This window comes from Micromonospora sp. WMMD734, assembly GCF_049178975.1.
Taxonomy (GTDB): domain Bacteria; phylum Actinomycetota; class Actinomycetes; order Mycobacteriales; family Micromonosporaceae; genus Micromonospora; species Micromonospora wenchangensis.
Genome location: NZ_JBMHMK010000001.1, coordinates 5,042,379 through 5,069,158, shown reverse-complemented (window position 1 = coordinate 5,069,158; position 26,780 = coordinate 5,042,379). Strand labels below are relative to the sequence as shown.

At 70.0% G+C, this 26,780-nt stretch carries 23 protein-coding genes; 13 read left to right on the top strand and 10 right to left on the bottom strand.

Annotated elements, in window-relative coordinates; translation table 11 throughout:
- Positions 1 to 442 precede the first annotated feature (442 nt).
- The 3 genes from ACN267_RS21700 to ACN267_RS21690 are packed head-to-tail and all read right to left on the bottom strand — an operon-like array spanning position 443 to position 3,860.
- Complete coding sequence (locus ACN267_RS21700) at positions 443 to 3,016, bottom strand: ATP-binding protein (protein ID WP_421489532.1); 2,574 nt, start codon at positions 3,014 to 3,016, stop codon at positions 443 to 445.
- A gap of 11 nt (positions 3,017 to 3,027) precedes the next feature.
- Positions 3,028 to 3,489, bottom strand: coding sequence for a hypothetical protein (locus ACN267_RS21695; protein WP_421489531.1), 462 nt, complete (start codon positions 3,487 to 3,489; stop codon positions 3,028 to 3,030).
- The gene (locus ACN267_RS21690) at positions 3,486 to 3,860 is read right to left on the bottom strand and encodes a hypothetical protein (protein ID WP_421490532.1); all 375 of its coding nucleotides are present in this window, start codon (positions 3,858 to 3,860) and stop codon (positions 3,486 to 3,488) included. The genes ACN267_RS21695 and ACN267_RS21690 overlap by 4 nt, the downstream gene beginning before the upstream one ends.
- Here ACN267_RS21690 and ACN267_RS21685 point away from each other — a divergent pair.
- The 3 genes from ACN267_RS21685 (at position 3,795) to ACN267_RS21675 (ending at position 7,625) form a co-directional block, all read left to right on the top strand.
- Positions 3,795 to 4,193, top strand: coding sequence for a hypothetical protein (locus ACN267_RS21685; RefSeq protein WP_421489530.1), 399 nt, complete (start codon positions 3,795 to 3,797; stop codon positions 4,191 to 4,193). The genes ACN267_RS21690 and ACN267_RS21685 overlap by 66 nt on opposite strands.
- A 472-nt stretch (positions 4,194 to 4,665) precedes the next feature.
- On the top strand, positions 4,666 to 5,337 hold the full coding sequence (locus ACN267_RS21680) for an HNH endonuclease (protein WP_402893838.1): 672 nt from the start codon (positions 4,666 to 4,668) through the stop codon (positions 5,335 to 5,337).
- A gap of 1,643 nt (positions 5,338 to 6,980) precedes the next feature.
- Complete coding sequence (locus tag ACN267_RS21675; RefSeq protein ID WP_278131530.1) at positions 6,981 to 7,625, top strand: MBL fold metallo-hydrolase; 645 nt, start codon at positions 6,981 to 6,983, stop codon at positions 7,623 to 7,625.
- 16 nt (positions 7,626 to 7,641) lie between these two features.
- Here ACN267_RS21675 and ACN267_RS21670 read toward each other — a convergent pair whose 3' ends face one another.
- The 7 genes from ACN267_RS21670 to ACN267_RS21640 all read right to left on the bottom strand — a co-directional run bounded on the left by ACN267_RS21670 (position 7,642) and on the right by ACN267_RS21640 (position 13,880).
- Positions 7,642 to 8,583 carry a hypothetical protein gene (locus ACN267_RS21670; protein WP_278131531.1) on the bottom strand — a complete coding sequence of 314 codons (942 nt, stop codon included), beginning with the start codon at positions 8,581 to 8,583 and terminating at the stop codon, positions 7,642 to 7,644.
- Positions 8,584 to 9,801 (bottom strand): hypothetical protein, encoded by a 1,218-nt coding sequence (locus ACN267_RS21665; protein WP_278131533.1) that lies wholly within the window; start codon positions 9,799 to 9,801, stop codon positions 8,584 to 8,586.
- Positions 9,792 to 10,934: a hypothetical protein gene (locus ACN267_RS21660; RefSeq protein ID WP_282323855.1), complete on the bottom strand. Its 1,143-nt coding sequence runs from the start codon at positions 10,932 to 10,934 to the stop codon at positions 9,792 to 9,794. Before ACN267_RS21660 ends, ACN267_RS21665 begins: the two co-directional genes overlap by 10 nt.
- Positions 10,928 to 12,184, bottom strand: coding sequence for an MFS transporter (locus tag ACN267_RS21655; protein WP_282323856.1), 1,257 nt, complete (start codon positions 12,182 to 12,184; stop codon positions 10,928 to 10,930). Before ACN267_RS21655 ends, ACN267_RS21660 begins: the two co-directional genes overlap by 7 nt.
- On the bottom strand, positions 12,174 to 12,905 hold the full coding sequence (locus ACN267_RS21650; RefSeq protein WP_282323857.1) for a hypothetical protein: 732 nt from the start codon (positions 12,903 to 12,905) through the stop codon (positions 12,174 to 12,176). Before ACN267_RS21650 ends, ACN267_RS21655 begins: the two co-directional genes overlap by 11 nt.
- Positions 12,902 to 13,687, bottom strand: coding sequence for a hypothetical protein (locus ACN267_RS21645; protein WP_282323858.1), 786 nt, complete (start codon positions 13,685 to 13,687; stop codon positions 12,902 to 12,904). Before ACN267_RS21645 ends, ACN267_RS21650 begins: the two co-directional genes overlap by 4 nt.
- A gap of 61 nt (positions 13,688 to 13,748) precedes the next feature.
- Positions 13,749 to 13,880 (bottom strand): hypothetical protein, encoded by a 132-nt coding sequence (locus tag ACN267_RS21640; protein WP_282323859.1) that lies wholly within the window; start codon positions 13,878 to 13,880, stop codon positions 13,749 to 13,751.
- A 245-nt stretch (positions 13,881 to 14,125) separates the two neighbouring features.
- Here ACN267_RS21640 and ACN267_RS21635 point away from each other — a divergent pair, with 245 nt between their 5' ends.
- From ACN267_RS21635 to ACN267_RS21590, 10 genes are all read left to right on the top strand, one after another.
- A complete protein-coding gene (locus tag ACN267_RS21635) occupies positions 14,126 to 16,939 on the top strand; it encodes an AfsR/SARP family transcriptional regulator (protein ID WP_282323860.1) in 2,814 nt (937 codons plus the stop codon).
- Between the two features lie 291 nt (positions 16,940 to 17,230).
- Positions 17,231 to 18,283, top strand: a complete 1,053-nt coding sequence (sbnB, locus tag ACN267_RS21630) for a 2,3-diaminopropionate biosynthesis protein SbnB (protein ID WP_282323861.1) — start codon at positions 17,231 to 17,233, stop codon at positions 18,281 to 18,283.
- Positions 18,284 to 18,328: 45 nt separating this feature from the next.
- A complete protein-coding gene (gene sbnA, locus ACN267_RS21625) occupies positions 18,329 to 19,315 on the top strand; it encodes a 2,3-diaminopropionate biosynthesis protein SbnA (protein ID WP_421489529.1) in 987 nt (328 codons plus the stop codon).
- 15 nt (positions 19,316 to 19,330) lie between these two features.
- Entirely contained in the window at positions 19,331 to 20,650 is a 1,320-nt protein-coding gene (locus ACN267_RS21620; RefSeq protein WP_421489528.1) for a phenylacetate--CoA ligase family protein, read from the top strand.
- Entirely contained in the window at positions 20,650 to 22,353 is a 1,704-nt protein-coding gene (locus tag ACN267_RS21615; protein WP_421489527.1) for a prenyltransferase/squalene oxidase repeat-containing protein, read from the top strand. Before ACN267_RS21620 ends, ACN267_RS21615 begins: the two co-directional genes overlap by 1 nt.
- Before the next feature lie 8 nt (positions 22,354 to 22,361).
- Positions 22,362 to 22,730, top strand: coding sequence for a hypothetical protein (locus tag ACN267_RS21610; RefSeq protein WP_421489526.1), 369 nt, complete (start codon positions 22,362 to 22,364; stop codon positions 22,728 to 22,730).
- Positions 22,727 to 23,029 carry a phosphopantetheine-binding protein gene (locus ACN267_RS21605; protein ID WP_421489525.1) on the top strand — a complete coding sequence of 101 codons (303 nt, stop codon included), beginning with the start codon at positions 22,727 to 22,729 and terminating at the stop codon, positions 23,027 to 23,029. Before ACN267_RS21610 ends, ACN267_RS21605 begins: the two co-directional genes overlap by 4 nt.
- The gene (locus tag ACN267_RS21600) at positions 23,029 to 23,967 is read left to right on the top strand and encodes a hypothetical protein (RefSeq protein ID WP_282323867.1); all 939 of its coding nucleotides are present in this window, start codon (positions 23,029 to 23,031) and stop codon (positions 23,965 to 23,967) included. The genes ACN267_RS21605 and ACN267_RS21600 overlap by 1 nt, the downstream gene beginning before the upstream one ends.
- Positions 23,961 to 25,484 (top strand): aromatic amino acid ammonia-lyase, encoded by a 1,524-nt coding sequence (locus tag ACN267_RS21595; RefSeq protein WP_282323868.1) that lies wholly within the window; start codon positions 23,961 to 23,963, stop codon positions 25,482 to 25,484. The genes ACN267_RS21600 and ACN267_RS21595 overlap by 7 nt, the downstream gene beginning before the upstream one ends.
- 40 nt (positions 25,485 to 25,524) lie before the next feature.
- Complete coding sequence (locus tag ACN267_RS21590; protein ID WP_421489524.1) at positions 25,525 to 26,739, top strand: AMP-binding protein; 1,215 nt, start codon at positions 25,525 to 25,527, stop codon at positions 26,737 to 26,739.
- Positions 26,740 to 26,780 lie beyond the last annotated feature (41 nt).

Genomic DNA, 26,780 nt, shown 5'->3' with positions numbered 1-26,780 from the left:
CGAGGAGGCGCTCCAGACGGCCCTTGCCCGACTGACATCGTCTCAGACCGTGACGTCCGGATACCTAGGTATTTGCAAGCATTCGCCACCGAGATGCATACTTTTGGCGACTGGCCGGGCCTGTCAACAAAGCGACTTGACGTTTCCATGTCGGCCGAATCCAATTGCGTGGCGGTCATCGAGTCACTCCGCCTCCCGACGATCACGAACGGCTGTGCGGACATAGGGGCAGCAGTGCCCGCAAACGGACGGGACCGCAAGGCATGAGTCAGCGTATGCCTGCCAACGTCCCACCGCTGCGGGGGCGGCGAGCGGGTGCACTGCTGACAGCCGTAGTTGAAGCCCGTACAGCCTGGCTCGCCGCCACTGTCGACGTGCGGATCGCAGCGCTCATCGACGATGCCGGCTGGCTCCCGCGTTCCCGTCGACCGAGTTGAGGCGGTCACCTGGGGAGCTTGTCGAGGCGCTCCCGGATGTCGGCTACAAGATCCTGCTTGCCGCCCTCGGACAAGGCGATGATCGCGTGTTCCCCCACGTCACGGGCGCCGGGGAGCCCCTCCTCCGCCAAGATGAAAAACAAACTTCCCGCGGTCAGGCCATCCTCTTGCCGCTCGCCAATTTCCTGGAAGGTCTTCCATGCTTGCAGGTGGGCTTCGACAGCTTCAGTGACCCGGTCCGCGCCGAACAGCGCGATGCCGAGTTGTCGGTACGCCTGCCCCTCGCCATACCGATCCCCTAACGTTTGAAAGATTAGGCCAGCTCGGGCGTGTGCATCGATGGCATCATTGAGCCGGTTGAGGCCGGACAACGTGCGTCCGAGGCCAGCCCAGGTTTGCGCCAGTCCGAGCTGATCGCGAAGCTGATCGAAAATGCCGTAGGCCGTGGTGTGGGCCTTATAGGCCTCACGGTGCCGGCCTAGGCGATGTAGAGCGATGCCGAGGTTATTCCAAGCCAAACCTTCACCCCGGTGATCGCCCGTCTGCTGGAAGATCTCCCGAGCGTGGATAGCCGGTTCGACGGCCTTGTCAGGACGGCCGGCTTCAATCAGCGCGAGGCTCAGGTCGTTTGACGTCACTGCTTCACTGTGCGGATCCCCCGCCTCCTGGAAGAGGCTACGCGCGTGAGCCTGTGCTTCTGCCGCTTCATCGGGCTGTCCATTCTCGGCAAGAGCACCGCCCAGGTTGCCCCACGCCTTGGCTTCGCCGTGTTTGTCACCAGCCATCCGGAGAATGTCGCGCGCGTTGGCGCTGACTTCGATCGCCTTGTCGAGGCGGTTCGTTTGGCGGAGGACGATGCCGAAGTCGTTCCATACCCGGCCGATCGCACGTAGGTCGCCGGCTTCCTTTAGTCGTTCGAGGCTGTTGCCGAATGCTTCGGCAGCCTCCTCGAATTGCTGCATCTCGGTTAACGCTAGTCCCAAATTGTCCCACGCTGCGCCCTCATGGCGCTGATCGCCGAGTTGGTGGAAGAGCTGCTGAGCATGAGTCGCGGCTTCCGCGGCCGCGCTGAAGTGCCCAGCTTGGTAATACGCGAGGCTCAGGTTGTTCGACGCTGCGGCTTCGCGGGATCGATCACCGACGTGATGGCAAAGGTGCCGAGCCCGGGTGGCGATGATGATCCAATCGTGGAAATGGCGGCGCAGGCTTTGGTACTCGCCAAGGGTCAGAGCGAGATCGATCGTCACCTCGGTCATCTGGAAGGTCGGCGCATTCGCCGCCACAGCCATCAGATTGGCGTGCTCGTTGTCCAGCCAGGTCAGGGCATCGCTGCGGCTGGCAAAGGTGTGCGACTCGGCCACCGCCGTTGAGGTCAGATGGGTACTCGCCGCACTAGCAGCCCAGAGGTAGTAGCGGTACAGCCGCTGCCGCGCCTGACTGGTTTCGGCTTCCTCACCGCCGTCACTGGTGCGCTGCTGTTCGGCGGCATGCAGGCGGAGCAGGTCGTGCATGCTCCAGCGTTCCGGTGCTGGTTCGGTCACTAGGTGGGCCCGATGCAGGTCGGCGAGCAGTTCCGCGGCCTCATGCTCCGGGAGCTCGGCGAGGTGGGCGGCGGCGATGGTGGCGATGTCGGTCCCCGGATTTATGGGGAGTAGCCGGAACAGACGCGCCTGCGGAACGGTGAGATGCTGGTAGGACAGGTCGAAGGCGGAGCGGACGGCCTTCTGCTGCCGGGTCAGGCCGGACAGACGGTGCTGTTCGGCCCGTAGCCGGTCGGCGAGTGTCTGCGGCGGTAGCTGACGTCGGTCGACCAGCAGCGCCGCCACGATGCGCAGGGCGAGCGGCAGCCCCGCGCACAGGCCTGCGAGTTCAGTCAGCGCTTCCCGGTGGTTCGCCTGCAGACGTGGTTCCTCCGGGCCGAGACGAGTACCAATCACCTGGGCCAGCACGTCGGTGGAGGCATCCTGCCCCAGCACATCCAAATCGTGCAGCCGGGCGTCCAAGTCGAGCGTGTGCCGGGAGGTCACTAGCACCGGTATCCGGCCATCGCTAGGCAACAGCGGACGGACCTGTTCCTCGCTGTCGACGTTGTCGATGACCAGCAGCAGCCGCCGGTCCTGGGTGGTATAGGCGTCAAGGATGCTGCGCCAGAGCAGGGACCGGCCGCTCAAGTCGGCCGGGATGTGCCCACCCGGGATCCCTAGCGCCGACAGCCATCCCGCTAGGGCGTCCTGGGCGGATACCCGGCGGTCAGGGTCGTAGCCGAACATGTCAACGAAAAGCACGCCGCCGGGAAACCATCCATCGGCGAGGACCTCGTGGGCGATGTGCAGCACCAGCTCGGTCTTGCCGACCCCGGCCATCCCGGCCACCGCGGACACCAGCTGGACGCCACCGGGACAGTCGGGCCTCAATGCTTCGCGCAGGGCCTCTGCTGCATGCTCGCGCCCGGTGAACACGGGCGAGGCTGGCGGCAGCCCAGTCAAGGCCGGCCGGATCTCGGCTGGCAACGTAACTGAGATATCCCGCCCCATGATCACCGAGCTGAAGAACAGCCCTCCGGTGATCTTGTTCGACACTCGACCGAATCTCACTTCGCGGTTCCCGAGTCGTTACCCTCAGCTGAGGACGTGGGTGGCGGCAGAGAGACGTCCTCGATGTCACGGGCCATGATTAACGGTGCATGGAAGGTGCCGCCTCGCACCTCGTTGCGCACCTCCGACGGTCCTTGTTCGGGGAGTGCCGCGGCCTCGGTCGATGCCGGGCGGCCCGAGCCGATGCGCCGCACGTCTCGGCCAAGCAGGGCTGTCCCCTTCACCAATGCGTCCGTGACTGTGTTGTGTACCTGATTCGTCGACCCGGACGAGCCACCGCGCGCCTTGACCGCGCTGTACACAGCGAGGGCTAGCCCGGTGGTACCGACAAACATGCTGATCACGCTGGACCAGCGGTCGGCGTCCTCCAGCCCGGCTCGAGCCAGCGCCACGGCTAGCGCGATTAGCCCGACCACCAGACCCACGATCCACCACGGCTTGCCAATGCGCACAATCACCACTGCATTGTGACCGCTGTACTGCCACTGGGTGAGCTTGCGTCTGCGGTGAGCGATTCGTCGGGTGCCCAGGCCAGCAGGACCGGGCACGTCTGGGTCAGGCGGACGAGGGTGTCGCCGGCGTGCCCGTAGGAGGTGCAGCGGAGCGGTGATGTCACGCGAGCGGTGTTCAGCGTGCCGATGAAGGCGCCGATGTCGGTGAAGTGACCCCTGAGGCCGGACACCTCCTGACTTGGCAGCCTGCCGAGGAGGAGGAACCGCATGGCGCCACCGAGTAAGTACCCCAACAGTTCCGGCGCCAGGCCGTGGCACTGGTGCTGGACTCCGGCTGTCCAGACTGCGACGTAGCCAAGGAACTGGGCGTCAATCACGAGATGCTGCGTAACTGGGTCACCAAGGCCAAGCAGGACCGGGCCGGCACGGGCCGGTGGCGCGCCGCAGGCGTTAAGCAAGCCACGGCTCGTCGCGCGGAGACGCCAACGTCACAGAGCTGTGTCTCTAGCACAGGCGGCCGGGCGGGAGGACCGCTGCGGGATCGCTCGCAAGCACTTAAGCACGGGTGGCAGCCTGTTTTGGCTCCGACCGCCACCGGAGCCCGTCTCTTGATCACCTCCCTCGATCGTGTGCTGCAACCTAAAAGTGTCGTACCGCGCGGCTACCGTCTCGTCGTGATTCAGTCTGGAAGGAGCGCCCATGGCAGGTGATCGACCCACGACGACATTGCGGTCCCTGAACGGGAGCCACATGAACGGCGCGATCCACTTCTGTGTCGACTGCAGCGGTAAACTTCCGCCGGTCACAGGTCCCGGCCGACATTCTCCACGATGCGGCGACTGCCAGCTCAAACGAAAACGTCAACAGACTCGTCAAGCTCAGCGCCGCAAGCGAGCACCGGAGCGAGAGGCCCGCATCCAGGCTGAACTTGAGCGCCGATGTGTCGACTGCGACGGCGCATTACCGCAGATCCAGGGGCGAGGTAAGCGGCCCGCCCGCTGTACATCGTGCGCCGAGCTTCACAACCGTCAACGGCGCATCGAGTACTCCCGGCAGTACTACGCCGACAACTATCCCCAGCGTCCGGAAATTCACCGGTGCGGCAGCTGCGCTGCCGAATTCTGTTGGAAGGGGCGCGGCGGTAATCCGCCTCAACACTGCCCCTCGTGCACAACACGCGGCTTGCGAGAGCGTCAGAACGCCAGAAATCGCGCCGCGACGACTGCGCGCAGACCCGTCGTTTTCACCTGTTTCATCTGCGCGGCGGTTACACCGGTACAGCGGCTTGGCGCGTTCCCCCTCTGTTGTCGAAAATGCCGGCCAGAGTATGCGCGCCGCGCCGAGAAGGCCCGCCGAGATGCGAATGCGCTGCCGCCGACGGTATGGCGCACAACGTGTCTCGGCTGCGGCAAGACCATCGAGCAGGCGGGCCGGAACGGAAACTTCCGGAAGCGTTGCCCGCCCTGCAGCGAACAAGCGTGGAAGCGGCAGACCCAGCAGTGGCTTAAGGACCGGCCGGAGCTACGCCGGATGAAGAACCGCAACAATAAGCGCAACCGTCGCCTCGCGCGCCGAGACCCGGAGTCCGAGAAGTTCACCGACATCGAGATCTACGAGCGCGACGGCTGGACGTGCGGAATCTGTAAGCGACCGGTTGACCGGACCCTGATCTTTCCGCACCCGATGTCGGTCAGCCTCGACCACGTGACCCCGCTCGCGCGAGGAGGAAAACACCGACGAGACAACACACAGTGCGCCCACTGGCTGTGTAACTCGCGCAAGACCTACCGCCTCGAATCGGAGATGGACGGAATGCGGCGTCGGTCCACGACGATCGTTCGGTTCATCAGCTGAAGACGGCAATGGGTCGCAGATAGGGTCTACCTACCGGTTGGATTCGAAAGAGGGCCGGCTCGGTCTGGACGGCAGGCATGGAGGAGCAGGGGGTATGAGGCCTTCAGGGCTCGGTCGACTCTGTTGAGCACCTCCTGGAAATCGTCAGCGCGTCGTTTGTTGTTTGTAGGTGTGTCAGCATCGCTTCGGGCGCACTCACATCGGCATGAGCGGGCACTTGGTGGGGGCCGCCGCCGTAGGCATCAGGGTGGGGCGTCGTCGGCCGGACGCACCAACCCCATGAACCAAGCTTGCGCCGACGTACTCGGCGGGCCTCGCCTTCGGCGGGGGTGAGGCCAAGGGCGGACAGCGTCGGTCACTGCCGTTGGCACCGGCTGACGGGTCCTGGGCTGAGCGAGCACTCATGATTATCGATGATGTGCGCGGTGTGTGCTCTCCAGCGGATGCCAACCCGGATGAACCGGTGCCAACACGGGTCACCACAGCCGACCGCCGGTCGCAAACCGGGGTTCGTGTGCTCCGGGTGTGGTCCTGGGCTGGGCGAACACGGGTCCTGGCGCTGCGGGTGGACGTGGGCCACTCCCTGCCACCCCAGGTGAACCGGCAGGTCGCTAGACTAGGCGCTCGCGCCCTCGTAGCTCAGGGGATAGAGCATCGGTTTCCTAACCGGACGCTCCGCCGGTATCCGCAGGCCGATGACCCGCGGCTTTCTGTTTTCTGCCGGTGCGTGCCGGTCGCTTCGCGGGCTTGCTGCGATCGCTTGCCGAAGATCAGCTGGAACGTGCGAGGCCGGTGCGGGCTGCGTTGTGGCGTATGGCGCGGAGCCGGGCGTGCTCGTCGTGAGGTGCGGCGGGACCAGCACGCCGCAGCCGGCACAAGTCAGCACGACTTCGGGTACGTGTTCACCCGCGCCGACGGCCCGTCGATCAACCCGAACTACGCCACCACCCGCTTCCGCAAGCTCGGCCAAGGCGCCAGGCTGCCACTGGTGCGGGTGCATGACTGCGGAACGTGGCCGCGTCGCTCGCACACGAGTCCGGCCCGACCTGAGATCCTGCTCGACCATTCAAGCATCATGATCACCGCAGACACCCCTACATCAGGTTTCCGCCCCAGCTGCACCGGCACGGCTCCACCGCCACCGCCAGCTTGGGTCCTCATCGCCACCCGGCGCACTCCGCAAGAAGATCCAGGACAAGGCCCGGGAAAACGCCCAGCCCGCCGACCGGGTCTACGAGGCAGTCACGGCTGATAAAGATCGAGTCCATCTACTAAAGGCACTCATCGAACGCCTGGGGGGATCGTCTTTGACCAGCCGGCCTGTGATCGACCAGCACTTGTTGGACCTGCACGCCTAGGTCGAGGACAACCTCAAGAATGCGACCAATGAGAACGGCTGGGGCCTCGGACGTCTCTTGCAGCTCGACCTGGAAATCTTGGCGTGGGAGCAGTGCATCGCGGGGCACAGCAGGAGGGTGACGGCCATCAGCGCGCCGATGATCACCGTGACGGTGGCACCTCCAAGCCCTTAGGCTTTGAGAGCGGGGGTACTCACGGGTGGAGCGCAATTCGGCGATTCGCATGGGTGGGGGCAGGTCGGTCCAGGGCGCCGTCGCTTAGTGTGATCGGGCTATATTCCAACCATGGCGGAATACGACGGATCAGCCCCCGGGGTACGCGAGCTGACGGCGCTGACCCTCAACAAGATCTCGGTCGGGCCGGGCGACAACAACTGCTACCTGCTGCGCTGCCGCGCGACGGGTGCCCAGTTGATGGTGGACGCGGCGAACGAGCCGGAGCGGCTGCTGGAGCTGTGCGGCGGGCGGCTCGACGCGGTGGTCACCACCCACCACCACTGGGACCACTGGGAGCACGGCCTGCCCGACGTCGTCTCGGCCACCGGGGCGCGCACCTACGCCGGCGCACCCGACGTGGACGGCATCACCGTCCCGACCGACGTGCCCCTGGCCGACGGCGACGTCATCCGCTGCGGCGAGATCGCCCTCAAGGTCATCCGGCTGACGGGCCACACGCCCGGCGGCGTCGCCCTGCTGTACGACGACCCGGGAGGCCACCCGCACCTGTTCACCGGCGACTCGCTCTTCCCCGGAGGAGTCGGCAACACCTTCGGCAACGCCGACGACTTCGCGTCGCTGTTCACCGACGTCAAGACGAAGGTCTTCGACCGGCTGCCGGACGACACGTGGGTCTACCCGGGCCACGGCCGCGACACCACGCTGGGCGCGGAACGGCCGGCGCTGGAGGAGTGGCGCACCCGAGGCTGGTGAATCAGCGTCGGGCCGGCTAGAGGAACGCCACGCCGTCCGCAAGCCGCCGGACGATGCACTCCAGGTCACGTACACGCTGCTCCAGCCGCGCCAGTTCCGCAACCGGATCTCCGCCGAGGAGGTCGCCGACAGCGATACTGCCGCCGTCGACCGACCCAATGACGTCCCGCAGCCCGGTCATGCGGACGGCGCCGTCGACGGCCGCCACGACGATGCCCGTCGCGGCGGCCTCGACGACAGTCCCGGGCGCCACCGGCCAGCCCGGGGCCGGATCGCGGAACGCTGACGACACGAACAGCTGGACTTCACGCCACGTCGTCCACGCACCGGGCGCGGGCGGACCCCAGGCGCGGACAAGGCGGATAATCCGGTCGGTGGGCATTGACCAGTCCAGCCGGGTCGGCAGCGCGAGGCAAGGAAGGGCAGGCTGTTCCCGCCTCGCGCCGTCTGAAAGGCGGACAGCCTCCACTGGCGATCCGCATGGTCCGCCGAGGCACGGAGCGAGCAACCGGATGGCTGCCTCCCCGGCGTCGCGCAGGCCCCCCTCGGGCAGCAGGCGGAGCTGGTGTACGCAGCGGGTCCCGGGCACGCGATCGACGACGAGCGTGACCACGTCCATGCCTGCGGCCAGGGCCCAGGGCAGCGGATCCGCGCCACGGTCAATGCTGCTGCCTATCACACTGACGACGACGGACGGCACCGCCGGACGGTCCCCGGAGCCGGCCGGCGGGCCGAGCGACAGCAGGCGATGACCCGGCGCGTCTGGGAAGGCCGGCTCCTCGACGTCGTCCCGGTGTCCGCGGACGTCCAACCCGCGTAGCGCCGACACGGCCCGCGCCGCGCGGGCGGCCTCAGCGTCAACGACGGCGCCCACCACCCTCGGGCCTCCCGGAAGTTGGCACAGAGCGGAGAGCAGGGCGAGCCCGGAGTAGCCCCGGCCCCACGCGAGGACTTCCATCTACGACTCCAAAGGTTGGGGTAAACCATCGGCGATCCGCCACAAGACGGCCGCTTCGCTCAGTCTCCCGATGGCTTGGTCGACCTGCCGGGCGGACACCCGTTCCAGCTCGGCCCTTGGTGCCGGCGGGGCGTCCTCGCCGGCCGCTGCACGGAGGACCTGCCCCGCCAGGCCGAGGGGAGTCTGCGACTCGAAGCTCCGGTCAAGGTACAACCGCTCGCGGAGCCGGCTGAGCTCCGCCGGTGCCATCGGGCCGCCAGCCCGCAGGCCGCCGTGCAGGGCGGCACCGAGCCGCGCTGCCGAGGTCACCTGGCCCCAACTCAGCATGGTTAGCCGAGCCTGCCGGCCGACGAGCATGGCGGACCCGACGATCCGCCCGCCCGACGGCGACGAGAGCCGGTCGAGGTGCCCGTGCGGCTCGGTCAGGTACAGGTGGGCCAACCGTTCGGCGAGATGATCGTGAGGGTCCGTCGGGCGCGCGGCCAGCATGGTCATGGCCAGTGTCCCGGAGAGGGCGGCCTCGGGACCCGCCGGAGGGCGGTCGACCACCGACCGCTTCGCCAGCGTCAGGTGGTACGGCGGTTCCGGCGGATGAGCCTTGAGGAAGCGCCCGACCTCGGCTCCGGGGATCGGAGAGGTGACAGCCAGCAGGCAGTGCTGCGGCTGGTACGCGTCCCGCAGGAAATTGTCGACGTCCTTTGAGGTCAGTGAGCGTATCGAGTCCGGCGTGGCAGCGCCGACCGCAGCTAGGTCCGAGCCTGCGGCGGCGACGGAGGCGAGGAGCGGACCTAGGCGCAGCGCAGGCCGCCCCACGGCGCGCGCCAGCTCGACCACGACGGCCTGCCGCTCATGGGCGAGCCGCGTGTCGGTCAGCCGACCGTGGTGCAGAACCGCCAACGCCTGTCCGAGGGCGTCGCGCCAGTGTTCGGCCGGTACACATAGCCGGTAGTCGGTCCAGGCGACCTCCGTCCGGCCGGCGAGCGGTGGAAGCGACGGCGCACGCGTGGCAGCATGGGCGACCCGCTCGTGCTCCACCAGGTGGGCCAGGCCCGCCCGATCGTAGGGGTCGTCGCCCGAGCCGCGCAGAACCCGCAAGTGCACCGCCACGCTGCGCTGCCAGGGCACGCGCACCAGGAGGACGCGCAGGCCGGACGATGCGAGTTCCGTCAGTCCGAGCCGCTCCTCCTCGACCCGGACCTGCGTACCGGTCAGTTCCACGCCTCGGCCCCCGCGCGGATGGCGTCGTCGAGGCCGCCGACGATGGCGCGGGCCCGCCCACCCGTCGGTACCGGCGGCCGGGACGCGAGTTCCTCGGCCCGGGCGTCGGCCGAGGAGTGCACCTCCGCCAGCGTGAGCTGGCCCAGCGAGGCACGCCGGTGCTCGTCCAGGCGGGCGAAGGGCTGGTCCAGCGCGGTCACGACGCGCTGCTTCGCCCGTCGGGCGGCGGCCTGCCACTGGTCGGCGCTCGACGCTGGCAGGCGGTCCACCACCTCGCCCAACAGCCGGGCGCAGTCCAGGGCGTGGTCGCGGTCGGTGTTCGCGCAGGCCCACAACACGGCGTTACCGTGCTCCAGCCCGCCCGCAGCCCCGGCGGCGTAGACGAGGCCGCGGGCGGCGCGAAGCTCCGCCCCGAGCAGCCCGTCGGTGCCGCTGCCCAGCAACTCCCTTATCACGGCCAGAGCAACCTCGTCGACCTCGACCGGGTCGAAGCCGACGAGTACCCCGACGACGAACTGGGACCAGGGCCGGTCGACGAGTGTGCACGGTCCGCCCCGCACCCGGCGGTCGTCCGCGCGCTCCGCCTGGGCTGTGCGCGGCCTCAGCGGCACCGGGCCTGCCGCGGCGTCGAGGACCGTCAGCTCAGCGCGCGGTACGACCTCCGTGAGGTAGTCGGCCAGGGTGGAACAGTCGATCGCCGCGACACCGTCCGCTCCGGCTTCCCCGCCGCACGGCTCCGGCTCGCCCCAGGCTGCCGCGTGCAGGGCCCGTCGGATGGCCGTCGTCGGATCGGCCTGCTGGCGGGCGACGCCGGCCAGGTGCGCCGCCGTCACCGCTCGGAGCAGCTCCGGTTGCGGGGCGGGTCGCGCCACATCGGCGAGCCGGGCGGCGGCGTCGGCCGTGAGCCCCGGGGCCCAGAAGGAGAAACAGGACCACGGGCCGAGAAGGGCGTGCCTGAGCTTCCAGTAGCGAGTCGCGGCGTACTGTCCGACCGAATCCGACCTGGGGTCCGCGAGGTACCGGGCGGCCACGGCCGCCAGGCCCGAGGGCAGGGCCGGTGCGTCGGGGAACGGTAAATCCCAGCCGACGACCCGCGCGCGAGGCACCACGATCACGTCCGGCGTGCTCAGCACGCTGCCTCCGGTTGGTTCCCGGGACCGGGGCGCCACGCGCCGCGGGCCAAGGCCGGCGACAGCAGGACGACACCAGCCAGGGTAGCGGCCGTACCCGCGACCACCGCCGTGGCGCCGGGCCCCAGTGCCGTGGAGAGCGCGGCCAGGGTGCCGTGCGACAGAGCCAGGGCGAGGTTCATCCATGCGCGCCGTGCGGCGAAGACCCGACCCATCGCGTCGACGCGGACCCGGTCGGAGTAGACCACGGTTGTCGCCGTGACGATTAGGACGTTGACCGCGCCGGCGAGCATCCCGCCGAGCACGCAGGCCACGGGATGCAGGGCGACCACCTGCCAGAGCACCACGCCGACGCCGCAGCAGCCGATCGCCCCGGCCAAGAGGAGTGCGCGGGGATGCCCGCCGAACCGCCGTACCACGAACAGCGAACAGACGAGCCAGCCGAACCCCAGCCCGCCGACGTAAAGCCCGCTGAGGTCGGCCCCGATGCTGCCTTCCGCGATGACGACGGCCAGCGTGGTGAGGCCACCGCAGCAGAGGAAATAGCTGATCTCGACCAGGGACGCCAGTCGGAGGCGGCGGTCCGCCGCCACGGATCTGACCGCGTCGACCAGCGCAGCCCGGACTCCCGCTAGGACTCCGACCGCGGGGCAGGACGGCAGGAAGGCCGTCAGCACGCTGCTGACCACGAAGGACGCGAGGTTGACGATCAGCAGGACCTTGATGCCGGCCGCGCCGTAGACGAGACTGCCCGCGATCGGTCCCAGGGTCATCATGCCGCCGAACATGGCCTCCAATGTGGCGATGGCGCGCGGTCGGGCCGCCTTCGGCACGCGGCTGTTGAGGATCGCGGTCGACGCCGGCATGGCAAAAGTGTCGAACACGCGGATCACGAGTACGGCCAGGTAGACCAGCGGGAGGAAGCCGTTGCCGACGGCGAGCAGCAGGCCGCCCACCGCGACGGCGGAGAGCGCCTCGGCCGCTACGAGCAGGTTACGGCGGTCGTATTTGTCGACGAGGTAGCCGACCCACGGGGCCAGGAAGACCACCGGCATGACCTCGATGGCGAAGGTCAAGCCCGTCGCGACGGCCGACCCCGTGACGGATAGCACCCAGAGCGGCAGCGCGACGTACTGGAGGTAGTTGCCGAGCAGCGAGAGGATCCGGGCAGCGTAGAGGACCCAGATGTCCGCCGGGATGCTGGACCGTTCGGCATCCTCAACGGCCTCGTCGACGGCGGCGTCAACCGACACTGGCTCGCCCCACGAGCTCGGCGGTCCGCTCGGGCTTCGATCCCTCGTACGGGCCGACGCCGAGCCGGTCGCTGATCGTGCGGGCCCACGCCGCCAGCCTCGAGAGGCTGCGCAGGTCGCTCTGGCTGGTCTCCACCTCGAGCCATCGGTCGACAGCCCGCTCGACGCCGTTGCCGTCGCGCGTCGTGGTCTCGTCGAGGCTCAGCCCCAGGCTCGAACCGTCGGTCGAGCTGACCAGCACCTGTTGACGCCGCTGGGTAGTGGCCCCGTACGGTCGCAGGTCGAGCTGCCGGCCGAACCCCCGTGTTAACCAAGTCAGAGGCTGGGCGGCCCAGGCCTGGAGCACCTGGGAGACCGGGGTGCAGCCGATCAGCTCGCCGATCTCCAGCGAGTCCCGGCGGCCCTCGGCCCAGAGCAGTGTCTCCTTGAGTGTCAGCCACCGGACGTCGCGGCGCCTGCCGTAGTTGACGATGACCGCGAGTGAGGTCAAGGCCGCCGCCAGATCGCAGTCGACGGTGTCGAGGTAGATGCTGGACTGCTTCGAGGTCCCTTTGAGTACCGGCGCGAAGCCCTCCGGCCCTCCGAGGTGGGTGAGCACGCCGTCCGTACCGACGACTGAGTCGGGGAGGTCGAGGCCCGTGACGAGCCACTTGTACTCGTGCTCGACGCCGCTGACGACGCGGGGCAGTGCCCCCTCGAACAGCCGAGGCTCACTGCTCATGGTGTCCTTCCGTTCAGAGTGCCCGCCGCCGCGGTTTCCACACGGTCGGGCAGTGCGAGCGTGAAGATGTCGATGTCGTGATCCTGTAACCGCAGCACCTCGCGGCACACGTCGCGGATCGCCTCGGCCGTTGCGGGTGGTGGGCGGAAGTGGCCCGATTTGGTGTTGACGATGACGGCGGCCGGCTTGCCCCGCCCGACGAGGATGATCTCGCCGGCGGCCAGCACCCGGAGCCGGTCCGGCACGAGCATGGGGTGGGCGACCGGCGTGCCGTCCACCGTCGCCCGGTTGCGCCCGAACACCAGGTCCCCGAAGTGGAACGGTCGGTTCCAGACCTTCAGGGTGCGGGTGTCGTCCACGACGAACATGTACGGGCGGCCGGGCCGCAGCGGCTCGACGCGTGGCTCGGTCACGGCGACGAGCTGCGGGCGGATCGACCGGGCCGCCGCCGCGTACCTGCGCTGGAACACGCTCCGGCTGTATTCCAGCAGTAGGGGCGCGGTCTGTACCGTCACCACGGGCGTCTCCGCGAGCCGGGGGAAGGCGGACCTGTCGTACAGCCCCTGGATGTGCCGACGGAGCGCCGCGATCCGCGCGGTGAGGACGATCGAGCCGGGATGCCTCAGGAGGGCGGTGCGCAGGGCGAGCAGCTCCTCGTAGAGCACGAACACCATGGCCTGACTGTCTGCTCCGTAACGGAGGGCCGTCACCCGTTTCAGGGCGTCGTACCGGGCGGTGAGCTCCGGGCACTCGTTCAGGCTCTGCCCCCCGACGTCCTGCACACCCCTCTCGCTCGGAGCGTCGCCGGGGCATGGACCGCAGCCCCTGCCCCGGCCGACGACGTCAGACGACGCTGCCACTCATCCCTGCCTCGACCGCCACGAGCGCCTCGCGGCCGTCGTCCGTGACGTCGAGCTCCTGCAGCGTCGAGACGAGTACGTCGATCTGCTCCATCGGGTCGTCCACGTGCTCCATCCGATCTCCTCAGTCCCAGTAGTGATCCGTTGGCTGGGAAAGCATGCCATCGATCTTCATCCGAATTTCATCGCAGATCTGCATGCGGATCGCTGACGGAAAGGTGGGTGGGCCTCTGCCCACGCTGCTCCGGCTGTGAATCGCGCCACTTCGATGCCAATGTCCGAAGTCTATACAATCGGCGTTGCGCCGCCGCTCGCCGGCAGCTGGCGTTTCGGGGGAGTTCCGCTTGGGGGGAGCGACGCATGGAGTTCCGTGTCCTCGGCAACCTGGAGACATGGGCAGGGCGAGTGCTTCCACCATTGCGGCCCCGCCAGGAGAGGTTCCTCGCCCGCCTGTTGCTGACGCCGAACACGTTCGTGTCGATCGGCGCGCTCGCCGAGGCGCTGTGGGAGGAGGAGCCACCGGACTCGGCCGAGCGTCAGGTGCAGAACGCGGCGTCGCAGTTGCGCCAGGCATGGCAGCAGGCCGGCGTGCCGGACGCGAAGCGGGTGATCCGCACCACGCGCGGCGGATACCGTTTGGAGGTCGCGCCGGACCAGTTGGACCTGTACCGGTTCCGCGACCAGGTCTCGCGGGCCACCGCGCTGGAGGAAGCCGGTGACGTGGCCGGCGCGGTACGCACCCTGCGGGAGGCGCTGGCGCTCTGGCGCGGGCCGGCGTTCGCGGGGGTCAGGAGCGGTGTCATCGAGGCGGATGCGGCCCGCATCAACGAGGAGCGCCACGTCGCCTGGGAGGAGTGCGTACGGCTGGAGCTCCGCCTGGGGCGGCACGGCCGCGTCCTCACCGAGCTCGTCGGCCTCGTCGCCGAGTTTCCTTTCCGGGAGCAGCTCACCGGGCTGTTGATGCTCGCGCTCTACCGGGCGGGTCGGCAGAAGGACGCGCTGCGGGCGTATCAGGAGATCCGGACCCGTCTCGGTGAGGAACTCGGCATCGACCCGGGTCCCGACCTGCGTGAACTGCATCAGCGGGTCCTGCGCAACGACCCTGCGCTGGACGCGCCGGTGAGGGACGACCCGGGACAGGTCCCCGCCGTCCCGGCGATGTCGAGCGGCCCGCCGCCGCCCATACAGATCCCGCCCCGGGTCGGCTACTTCACCGGCCGCGGCGGTGAGCTGGGGTACCTCGACCGAGAGGTGGGAGAGGGGCCCGTCATCGCCGTGACCGGCGCGGCGGGGATGGGCAAGACCTCCCTCGTGGTGGAGTGGGCCCATCGCGTCCGGGACCGCTTCCCGGACGGGCAGATCTTCCTCGACCTGCGGGGACACCTGCCCGGATCGAGCCGTTCCCCGAGCAGCGTGCTGCAGCACGTGCTGGAGAGCCTGCAACTCCCGCCGCAGCGGATACCCGGTGCGCTGGAGAAGCAGATACCCCTGTACCGGTCGGTGATCAGCGACCGTAGCGTCCTCATCATCCTGGATAACGTGGGGAGCATCGACCAGGTGCTGCCGGTACTGCCTGTCGGCGGCGGCTCCCAGCTCGTGGTCACGAGCCGGCGCAGCCTCGCCGCCCTGAACACCCACGTGGCCGTCAGCCGGGTGACCATCAGCCCGCTCAACCGCGAAGAGAGCTTCTCCCTCCTCGCCGAAGGCGTCACCGGGCGGTCGCCGGTCAGCCGCGAGGACCCGGCGGCGCAGCGCCTGGTCGATCTCTGCGGTGGTATGCCGCTGGCCCTGCGCATCCTGGCCGCGCGCCTGATCGCGGAGCGCTTCCTCACCCTCGGCGACCTGGTCGCCGAGCTCACGCGCGCCGGTGCGCCCCTTGACGGCTTCGTCGTCGACGGCGACACGCGGAGCGTCCGGTCTGTCCTGGCCAGCGCCTACGCCGTGCTTCCGCCGGAGGAAGCACGGGTCTTCCGGCTGCTGGCGGTGCATCCGGGCGGCCGGTTCCGACCCGAACTGGTGGCGACGCTGGCCGGTGTGCCGCTTCCGGCCGCCCGCCGCATCATCGCGAGCCTGGTGACCACCCACCTGGTCAACGATCTCGGCGGGCAGTTCGCGATGCACGACCTCGTCCGGTCCTTCGCCGAGGAGCGCCTGCAGCAGTCGGCGAAGGAGGATCGACCCGACGAGGCGCTGGACCGCCTTCTGTCCTGGTACCTGTCGGTGGCCGGGGACGTCGCAGGGCTCCTGCGGCCCGACCGGGACGGCTACGCGGACGCCAGGCCCACGATCGACAACCATCTCGCGCCCTTTCGGGGCAAGATAGACGCCATCGAGTTCCTCAACGGGGAGCGCGAGAACCTGGCCGCCGTCACGTCCCGGGCGGTTGGCCACGACATCCGCCGCGCGGTTCAGCTGATCTACCACCTGCACAGCTACTTCGTCCGCTCCGGCTTCCCCGGGGCCGACGTCGAGGCATGGAAGCTCTGCCTGGAGAAGGCGCAGGACATCGACGATTCCCTGATGCTCGGGCACCTGTGCCACGCCCTGGGCGGTGCCCTGGCAGTGAGCCAGGAACTGACGCCGGCGATCGAGCACCTGCATCGGTCCGCCGAGTTGTACGAGTCGGAGGGGTACCTGGATGGTGCGGCCGGAGCGCTCCTCGGCATCGGATGGGCGCTCGGGGTGGCCGGCCGGCTGGAGGAGGCGCTGGAGCAGGACCAGCGGGCCCTCGCCCTGGCCCAGGAAGCGGACAACGTCACGCTCACGGTGCACGCGCTCAACAACTCCGCCGACACGCTGGTGGCGCTCGGTGAGACGGATGCCGGCCTGGACCGGCTGGAGACGGCCCTCAAGATCGCCCGGGAGGCCGGGGAGGACCAGCACGAGGCGCTGATCCTGAGCAGCATGGGCGAGGTGTCCATCCGCAGGGGGGAATACCGGACCGCCCTGGAGTACCTGCACCAGGCGCTCGACAGGCTGCGACGGTTCGGCTTCCGGACAGCGGAGGCCGAGACGCTCATGCGGATTGGGATGGCCATGCGCGGCTGCGGCGAGCCGGAGGAGGCTCGGTCCTGGCTCCGCCAGGCGCTCAGCCTCTACCGGGACAGCAACGACGCCGTCGGCGAGTCGGCCGTGCTGGAACTGATGGCGGCCCCGGCGGGCGACACCGCCTGACCGGGTCCGTCGCCCCGGTCGCCGGGCCGGTCGGGTACGACACCGGGGACCACGTCCCCCCTGCTCCCCGCCGATGCGGTGCCGGCCGGATGAGTCGCGGATGACAACGCGATGCAGATGTCCCGAATGCTGTAGATGGCCGTCAGGGCCACAGGTCCACGCCTCCTCAGTCAGTGCTGCCGAAGCCCTGCGGCCTCGGCGGAGACGGGGGCATTCGCGTGACGAGGGGTAGGTTCAGTGACAAACAGCGGACCAGCCGGCCGCCCGGGCGACAGCCGTCATCCACAGGCCGTGGGGCCTGGCAGCGCCGTGGCCGACCGGCCGGCGCCACCGGCGTTCTCCGTGGTCACCGGGGCCCAGGTGCAGCAGGTGTTGCGGGGCCGGGAGCGGCAGATCGTGGACCTGGTGGGGAAGGTGTACGCCCTCCACGGCCGTGGTGACACGGTCAACCCCCCGTCGTACTTCCTCCGCTTCCCGGACCGGCCGTCGGCGCGGATCATCGCCCTGCCGGCCTCGGTCGGCGGCGAGGTGCGTACGGACGGCATCAAGTGGATCTCCAGCGTTCCGGCGAACATCGAGCATGGGATCCCCCGGGCGTCGGCGGTACTGGTGCTCAACGATCCCCGCACCGGCTTCCCATACGCCTGCCTCGAAGGCTCGGTCATCAGCGCGGTCCGTACGGCTGCGTCGGCGGCGCTGGCGCTGGACCGGCTCACCCGGGACCGGGAGCGACCGCGCCGGATCGGCTTCGTCGGCGGCGGGCTCATCGCTCGGTACGTCCATTCCTACCTGGCCGGCACCGGCTGGGACTGGGACGCCGTCGGCGTCTACGACCTGTCACCCGAGTACGCGGGCCGGTTCCGCGACTCGATCCGCGGGTGGGTGCCCGATCAGGAGGTGCGCGTCCACGACGACCTGCGCAGCCTGGTGCGCGACAGCGACGTAGTGGTCTTCGCGACCGTCGCGGCCGAGCCGCACGTCACCGACCCTGCCTGGTTCTCGCACCGGCCGGTGGTGTTGCACCTGTCGCTGCGAGACCTGTCGCCGGAGGTGGTGCTCTCTGCCGTGAACGTGGTCGACGATGTCGAACACTGCCTCAAGGCCTCGACGTCGGTGCACCTGACGGAGCAGCGGATCGGTAACCGGGAATTCCTGGCCGGCACCCTGGCCGAGGTGATGGCGGGGGACGTCGTCCTGCCCCGGGACCGCCCCGTGGTCTTCTCACCCTTCGGACTCGGGGTGCTGGACATCGCGGTCGGACGGTGGGTGTACGACCGACTGGCCGCGACGGACGGTCTCGGAACCGTGGACGGCTTCTTCTCGGAGCTGAGCCGCTATGCGTAGCGGCGCAGCGGCGCGGCGGTGCCGCACGGGGGACGGGGGCGCGTCGTGCCAGTGATCTCCGCTCCGCACGAGTTCAATGTGGATGATCTCTTCGTTGACCTGCGTCCGATCTTCGGCCGCGACTTGTTCCTCAAGTGTGAAGGGTTCAACTTCGCCGGCTCCATCAAGATCAAGGCTGCGGCCGAGATGGTGACTATCGCGGAACGTTCGGGGCGGCTGAGGCCCGGCATGACCCTCGTCGAGTCGTCCTCCGGCAACCTGGGGGTCGCGCTCGGCATCATCGCAGCCCACCGGGGATATCGGTTCATCTGCGTCACGGACGTCCGGTGCAACCCGCTCACCCGCCGGCTGATGACCACCCTCGGTGCGGACGTGCGGGTCGTGGGCGAGCCGGCCGCCGACGAGGGGCTGCTCGGCGCCCGGATCCGCTACGTCCAACAGCTCTGCGCGGCGGACGACAACCACGTCTGGCTGAACCAATACGTCAACCGCGCCAACTGGCAGGCGCACTACCGCACCACCGCTCCGGCCATCGCCGCCCAGTTCCCGGACCTGGACGTGCTCTTCATCGGCGCGGGCACGACCGGGACCCTGATGGGCTGCGCCCGCTACTTCAAGGCGTACCACCCGGGTGTGCGGGTGGTCGCTGTGGACAGCGTCGGCTCGGTGAACTTCGGCGGCCCGGCGGGGCGCCGGATGATCCCCGGTCTCGGCACGAGCGTCCGCCCGGCCATCCTGGCCGAATCGTTCGTCGACGACGTCGTGTACGTCGAGGAACCCGAGACCGTCCGAACCTGCCGTCAACTGCTCGGCCACGGTTTCCTGCTGGGCGGTTCGACCGGCACGGTGATCAGCGGTGCACTGTCCTGGCTCGCCGATCGGTCGCTCCGCGCGGTGGCCATCTCACCCGACCTCGGCGAGCGGTACCTCGCCTCGGTCTACGACGACGTCTGGGTGCGCGAGACGTACGGCGATGTCCTGCGGGACGGCGAGTCCGACCTGTGCCTGGCCTCGCCCGCGATCGTCGTCTGAGTCGAAGGAGTCAGCATGTCCAACTTCCACCGCCGCTCGGCGGCGGCGTGCGCCGCCGCCGAGCGGGAGCGGCAGACTCTGGCAGCCGCCGGTTTCAAGCCGGACGTCGTCACCCGTATCCAGGGGGAGAAGCTCGCCCAGCTCTGGGAGCGGCTCGACGGCTCGCCCCGCTACCGGGACCTCCCGCACGTGCGTGCCCGGGACTTCGCCGGCGCCCCGGTCACCGAGAAGCAGGAGGTGAAGGCGGATCCGTTCGGGTTCGTCCGGGACGACGGCAGCCATGTGCGCTACTACGAGACCTCGGGCTCGACCGGTTCTCCCACTCCCACGCCCCGCGCCGTCGAGGACGTGGTGTGGAACACGGCGTCGGTCGCCACCGTCTGGAGCCGTACGCTGCGTCCCGGCGACCGGGTGGCGTCGCTGCTGCCGTCGGACGTCGTCCCCGTCGGCGACCTGGTCGCCTCCGTCGCGGAGCACCTGGACTGCATGCTCCTGCGCTGCTATCCGTTCGCCCAGGGCATGTGCGACTGGGACCGGCTGGAGGAGTTGTTCAGCCGCTTCCGGCCCGACCACGTCTTCGTCGCCCCTGGCGTGATGCTCCAGTGGACCCGGCTGCTCAAGCAGCGCGGACGGCTCGACGCCGTCCGGGAAAGCCTTCGCACGGCCCTGCTTCTCGGCGAGGTGAGCACGGCCCCGATGCGGGCGCGGCTTGCGGCGCTGTGGGACTGCCGGGTCATCGACGCCTCGTACGGCAGCACCGAGACCGGCACGATCGGCGCAGGCTGCGAGCACGACCGGATGCACCTCCTGCTGCCAGCCCATATCGCCGAGCTGAGGGGCGAGGACGGCGCGATCCGCCCGGCCAGGCCGGGCGACACCGGCGAACTGGTGACCACGACGCTGAACAACCACACCCGGCCGCTGCTGCGGTACGCCACGGGTGACATCGGCGGCGTCCTGCCGGGCGACGGCTGCCCCTGCGGTCTCGGCCTGCCGGTGCTGACGATCCACGGACGGGCGTCCGACGCGGTGAGCGTCGCCGGTCGGCCGATCTCGGTTGAGAACGTCGAGTCGGTCGTCTACGCCGTGCCCGAGGTGACCGGCTACCTGATCCAGCTTCGCGGCGGTGACCAGCCGGCCGCGCGCCTGGTCCTGGAGCGCGACGTGGACTTCACCGGGCCGCCGGAGCCGGTCGCGGGGCGGATCCGAGCCCGCTTCGCCGAACTGGGCGTGACCTGGAACAGCGTGGTGCTCGTCAACCAACTCCCGGCGCTCACCAAGGCCGGAGCGAGCCAGAAGAACTGGAAGCGAACGAACGTCGAGTGGTTGGACTGATGGACCGGACAACGATCGTCAGAACCGGTGACGGAGGGGTCCGCCAGGGCGGTGCCGACCTCTGGTGCACGTACGCGGCGGTGCGGACGCTGGCGTGGCTCGGCCGCCGCCCCGGCGACGTTGACGCCTGCGTGGAGTACCTGCGGTCCTGCCAGAACCACGACGGCGGATTCGCCTGGCAGCGGGGGCTGCCGTCGGACGTATGGGCGACCTACTACTGCACGCAGGCGCTGCGCGACCTCGGTGCCGAGGTGCCCCGCGTGGCGGAGCTGACGCGCTGGCTGCCGACCCTCCAGCACGACAGCGGCGGCTTCGCGATGATGCCAGGGCAGCACCCCGATGTCTGGGCCACCTACTACGCTCTGCGCACGGCCCGGGAGGTTCTCAGCGTCGAACCGGCGGATGTGGGGGCGCTGCGGGACTGGCTGGGCCGCCTCCAGCACGCCGACGGTGGCCTCGGGTGGTACCCGGGTGCCACCGGTGCCGACGTCCGGGCCTGCTACTACGGGGCGATGGCCTGGCGGGCCGCCTCCGGCACGGCCGCGCCGCCCTGGACGCCCGCCCTCCTGACCTGGATCAACCAGCGTCAGACGCCGGCCGGCGGGTACGCCTTCGCCGACCCGGACTCCGCCCCCTGTCTGTGGGCGACCTTCCGCGCGGTCCGCGCCCTGGACGCGCTCGGGGGGCGACCGGAGCGGGCGGCGGACTGCCGCGCGTGGATCGCCGCCCGAGCGACGCCCGCCGGCTACCTGCGGTGGGACGGATACCGCACCGCCGACGTGTGGGCCGGGTTCAGCGCGGTCGGCGCACTGCAGACGCTCGACGTCCCGGTGCCGCTCGCGGCCTCGATCCCCGAGTTCCTCGCCTCCTGCGAGCTGCCGGAGGGCGGCTTCACCTACCGCCACTCGGCGATGGCCGGCGACAGCCTCGCCACGGCGGCTGCGCTGCTGCTGGAGACCGTCCAAGCCCGTCCCGACGCCGAAGCGGTCACCGGCTACGCCGACTGGCTGGTGCGCGCCCACCTGCCCTACGAGGGCGGCGTGATGTACATGCCGGGGCGCGGCGCGGAGGTCCGGTGCACGCTCTGGGCCGTCGCCGGGCTGAAGGCAGCCGGCCGGGGCCTGCCGGAGGCGGATCGGGTCGTGGACTGGTGCCGGCGCATCCAGAACTCCGACGGCGGCTTCGGCTACTGGGAGGGCAGGGCCTCGGACATGGCGGCCACCGCCTCGGCAGCGGAGGTCGTCACGGAACTCGGCGCCGCCGTCGACGTGCTGAACACCCGGATGCTGGGGGCGTTCGTCGCGTCCTGCGCGACCCCGCAGGGCTACCGGCACACCCCGCAGGGCCCGGTGAGCTGCGCTGCCACCGCGCAGGCCGCGCGCGTACTCGACCTGATCGGCGAGAGTGAGGCGGCCGCGCGGGCCGCCGGGCAGCTCGCCGGCTTCGCGTCCCGGCTCGGCGGCTTCGCCGCCGCCGAGCGCGGCGTCCCGGATCTGGTGTCGACGTACCAGGCCGTGCTCACCCACCAGGTCCTCGGCCAGCCGGTCGACGTCGTAGGGCTGGACCGGTTCCTCGACAAGACCCGGGTCGGCTCGGCGGGCTACGCCTGGGGGCCCCTCAGCCGCCGGTCCGGGGGTGTCCTGGCCACGGCGATGGGCACCCGGCTCGCGACCGGCGCGCGGCTGCCCCGACTCAACCTCTAGGAGCCGTGATGCCCACCATCACCGTCGAGAGCGGCCCGCTCCCCACTGCGGTACGCCGAAACTTCGCCAAGACGGTCAGTCGCTGGCTGCGCGGCCAGGGGGTCGACCTCAACCACGTCATCAGCTCGTTTCGCGAGGTCGGCCCGGAGTCGGTGTTCAGCGGGCCGTTCCCGCTGGCGACCGGCGGCCCCTTCGCCCTGGTCGGTTGCCGGATCGACCCGAGCCGCCCGGAGCGGTTCCGGCGCGGGCTGTGCCAGCAGATCGTCGAGGCGCTGCGCCCGGCCGTACCGCCCGAGCGGGTCTTCGTCCAGTTCGAGCACGCTCCGCCGGAGCTGCACCTCACCGGCGCGGAAGTCCTACAGGAGGCACGATCGTGAGTGACCCGACAGCCACCGAACCGAACGACCAGGTGCGTGCGGAAGTCCGCGCTGCCGTCGCCGAGCTGGTGCGGGAGGAACTCGATCCCGCGCACGACGAGACACCTCTGAGCATGCTGTACGCGCAGTACGACAGCCTCGCCGTGATCGACTGCGTCGGTTCGGTCGAGCAGCGCTTCGGCGTCTCGATCGACCTGGTCGACGACGACCTGCGCACCTCGTTCGCGAGCGTGGCCAGCATCGACGACCTGGTGCGGCGCAAGCTCGCCGACCGGACGGTCCTGGACGTGTCGTTCTGATGGCCGCCCTGCTGGGCACGTTGCCTGCGGAGGTGGATTTCACCACCTCCGGCACGACCGGGCCACCGGTCGCATGGCGGCGCACCCGACACCAGTTGGTGGCGGAGGCCGAGCTCCTCGCCGGCCTGCTGCCCGACGGAGTCCGGGCGGTGACCACCTACGCCCCGGACCATCACCTGTACGGCTACCTCCTCAACCGGCTGGTGCCACAGATCCTGGGCGTGCCGTTGCGCTCGGCCAGCGTCATCGACCCGCTGAGCGATCCGACGAGCGGGCTGCTGGTGGTGGCGGTGCCCTCGGCCTGGTGGCAGATCGAACGCTCGCTGCCGCGGTTTCGCCACGACCCGGTCACTGTCGTGCACAGCACCGCCGCGCTGCCCCGGCGGGCCGGCGAGGTGCTGACCCGGCTGCCCGGCCTGCGCCTGTGTGAGCTGCACGGCTCTACCGAGACAGGGCTCGTGGGGGTGCGCCGCGCACCGGACGACGACTGGACGCTGGCCGAGGACGTGACGATTGCCGACGAGGACCGGCACGACGGCCCGCGCCCGCTGCGGGTTCGCAGTCCCAGGCTGGCCCGTCGGGCCGGTACCGCTCAACCCGACGAGCACACCTTGGACGACACCGTGATCGTCACCGGCCCCCGCACGTACCGGCTCACCGGCCGGCGCAACCGCCTGGTGAAGGTCGACGGCCACCGGCTGGACGTCTCCCGGGTGGAGCGCGAGCTGGAGGACCTCGTCGGCGTGCCGGTGGCCTGCCGGATCTTCCGGGACGAGCTGCGCGGCGAGTGGTACGAGATCCTCGTGCCGGGCGGAGAGCACCGGCGTCGTCACGTGCTGCGGGCGGTGTCGTACCTGCTGCCCGCAGCCCACCGGCCACGTGCGGTCCGGTCGTCGCACTCGTCGCTGCAGCCAGCCCGGGAGTTGGGGCCGTGCTGAACACCGTCGTGCCCGCCGCCGAGGGCCTCGGGAAGCTGATCGTCGGTGCCCTGCGGTCAGAGCGGCTCACGCTCACCGGCGAGGATCGGGACCGGATGGCACGCGGCGTGCGTGACCTGGACCGCTGGGTCGCGTCCGGCCGCGATGCCTACGGCGTGACCCGGGGCTTCGGCCCGCTGGTGCGCTACCCGGCGGCCGGCGACGGGCACGAGCAAGGGCTCAATCTCATCCACCACCTCTGCGCCGGACAGGGACGCCCGCTGGGCGTCGCGGCGAGCCGGCTCCTGGTGTGGCTGCGCCTTCAGGGGATGCGCCTCGGCCACTCCGCCGTGGCCCCGGAGACCTGGGAGGCCCTCGCCGATCTCGTGCGCCGGGGGTTGGTGCCCGTTGTGCCGGGTGAGGGCAGCGTCAGCGCGAGCGGCGACCTGATCCCGCTGGCGCACGCGGCGCAGGCGTTCGCCGGGCAGGGGCTGGCCTGGTGGCGAGGGCGGCCGACGGCGGCGGCGGAGGTCATCGGCCGGCTGGAGGGCCGTCCCCTCCGGTGGCCCGGGCGGGCCGCGTTGGCCTTCGTCAACGGATGCGGCGCCTCGTTGGCGGTGACCATGCTCAACCACGCGGAGCTGGCCGGGCAGGCCCGGGCCTGTGCCGCGCTGACGGCCCGGATCGTCGGGCTGCTCGGGTGCAGCCGCGAGCCGTACGCCAAGCCGGTGCACCGGGTACGCGGGCATCCGGGTCAACTGCGGGCGGCACGCTGGATCGAGGGGGAGCTGACCGGTTCGCCCCGGACGGCGGCCTCTCGGCCGTTACAGGAGCCATACTCGCTGCGGTGCGCCCCGCAGGTCGTCGGCGCGGTCCTCGACCAGCTCGCCCTCCAAGAGCAGCCCCTGCTGCGGGAGGCGACCGGGTGCACCGACAATCCGGTGACCATCGACGGGGCGGTGTGGCACGGGGGCAACTTCCACGCCGCGCCCGGGGGGCTCGCCTCCGACCTGTTGTCGCTCTGCGCCCATCAGCTCGCGTACCTGGCTGAGCGGCAGCTCGCGCTGGTGCTGGACCCGGGGCACAACGGCGGGCAGTCGCCGCTGCTGGCGGCGGACCCGGGCCGGAACAGCGGGTTCGCCGGCGTGCAGATCGCCGCGTCGGGCATGGTCGCCAAGATTCGCCAGCTCGCTCATCCCGCGACGTTGACCGCGTTGCCCACCAATCTCGGCAACCAGGACCACGTGCCGATGGCGTTGAACGGTGCTGTTGCCGGTACCGAGATCGTCCGCCTCGGCTGGCTGGTCATCGGCTCGCTCGCGGTGGCCGTCGCGCAACTGGCCCGGTTGCTCGACGCCACACCGCCCCCCGGCTCCGGGTGGCACCGCCTGCACGACCGGGTTGTCCCCCTCGACCGGGACCGGCCCCTCGCCGAGGACGTCCGCGCCGCCGCCGGGATCGTCCGGCGGTGCTGGGGCGGGGAGGTTCTCTCACTCGTGCCAGGCGATCTCGATCCGGATCCGACGGACGCGGAGTGACACCGCGACCGGCCGGCCAACTGACAGGAGGCAAGACGGGATGAAACACGACCGCACGGATTTCGACGCCGGGGCGCTGCGCCGGATGTACGCGCACGCGTCGAGCCTGCCGACGCTCCGCGACAAGTACGCGGGCGTGCCCGACGACGGGGGCGAGCTGTCCCTGGGCGACATGCCGGTGCTCACCAAGGACGAACTGGCCGGTGCCCTGGACGACCTCGTGGCCGCGGCGCGCGCCCGGTCGATCGGCGCTTACCTCTACGGAAGCGGTGGAACCACCTCGAAGCCGAAGCTGAGCGTCGTGCCCACTGGCATGTTCGTCTCCGCGGTCCGCCGGGAGTGGAACCCGCTGGCCCCCGACGACATGCTGGTCAACTTCTACAGCACCGGCCAGTTGTGGTCCTCGCACAACTTCTTCAACATGCTGGCGCACGAGTCGGGCTCGGTGGTCCTGCCGCTCGGCTCCGTGGAGGGCGACGAACTCGGCGAGTGGCTGGAGGTCATGGAGCGGCTCGGGGTCACCGCGCTGAACGCCACCCCCAGTCAGATTGCCCAGCTCCTGGAGTACTGCGACAACACCGGCCGGAAGCCGCCGGCCATCGACAAACTGCTGTGGACGGGCGAGAAGTACGGGGATCGGGCGGCGGCGCTGACCCGGTCGATGCTGCCGGGCGTCAAGACGTACGGCGTCTACGGCTCCACCGAGACGTGGGTGATCGGCGGCAACGGGCCGGACTGCGCTCTGGACGTGTTCCACGTCCTGCCGTACCAGCACGTGGAGCTGATCGACGGCGTCGTGCTGGTCACCAACACCGACCCCGACTGCCTCAATCCGATCCTGCGGTACCAGGTCGGTGACCGTGGCGAGTTCGTGGCCTGCCCGTGCGGCCGGGCCGAGCCGGGGCTGCGGGTGCTCGGGCGGGCCGACACGCAGGTGAAGTTCGTCAGCGTGCTGGTGGCACCGGCCGAACTGGGGGAGATCGCCCGGCGGATCACCGGCGTGCAGGACGTCCAGCTCGCCTTCCGTAACCACGCCAGGCCCGACGAGGCGCTCCAGGTGCGGCTGCTGGTGCAGCCGGGCGCGGACCCGGCGGCGGTGGCCGGGCTGGTCCGGCACGAACTGCTCACCGAGGTGTACCGCCTGCGGGCGGTCGTCAACCGCGCCCCCCGGGCGTTGGAGGTGACCGTCGTGGACCGGCTCGCCGTCAATTCCCGCACGGGCAAGACCCCGCTGTATCTCAGCGAGGACCAATAATGGCGGCCGTGAATCCGTCGTACCGAATTGAAGGGTGGAAA

Coding starts and splice junctions, on each gene's coding strand:
- ACN267_RS21675 (WP_278131530.1), top strand. CDS start 6,981: ATGGCGGAATACGACGGATCAGCCCCCGGGGTACGCGAGCTGACGGCG.
- ACN267_RS21670 (WP_278131531.1), bottom strand. CDS start 8,583: ATGGAAGTCCTCGCGTGGGGCCGGGGCTACTCCGGGCTCGCCCTGCTC.
- ACN267_RS21650 (WP_282323857.1), bottom strand. CDS start 12,905: ATGAGCAGTGAGCCTCGGCTGTTCGAGGGGGCACTGCCCCGCGTCGTC.
- ACN267_RS21640 (WP_282323859.1), bottom strand. CDS start 13,880: ATGGAGCACGTGGACGACCCGATGGAGCAGATCGACGTACTCGTCTCG.
- ACN267_RS21635 (WP_282323860.1), top strand. CDS start 14,126: ATGGAGTTCCGTGTCCTCGGCAACCTGGAGACATGGGCAGGGCGAGTG.
- ACN267_RS21620 (WP_421489528.1), top strand. CDS start 19,331: ATGTCCAACTTCCACCGCCGCTCGGCGGCGGCGTGCGCCGCCGCCGAG.
- ACN267_RS21615 (WP_421489527.1), top strand. CDS start 20,650: ATGGACCGGACAACGATCGTCAGAACCGGTGACGGAGGGGTCCGCCAG.
- ACN267_RS21610 (WP_421489526.1), top strand. CDS start 22,362: ATGCCCACCATCACCGTCGAGAGCGGCCCGCTCCCCACTGCGGTACGC.
- ACN267_RS21600 (WP_282323867.1), top strand. CDS start 23,029: ATGGCCGCCCTGCTGGGCACGTTGCCTGCGGAGGTGGATTTCACCACC.
- ACN267_RS21590 (WP_421489524.1), top strand. CDS start 25,525: ATGAAACACGACCGCACGGATTTCGACGCCGGGGCGCTGCGCCGGATG.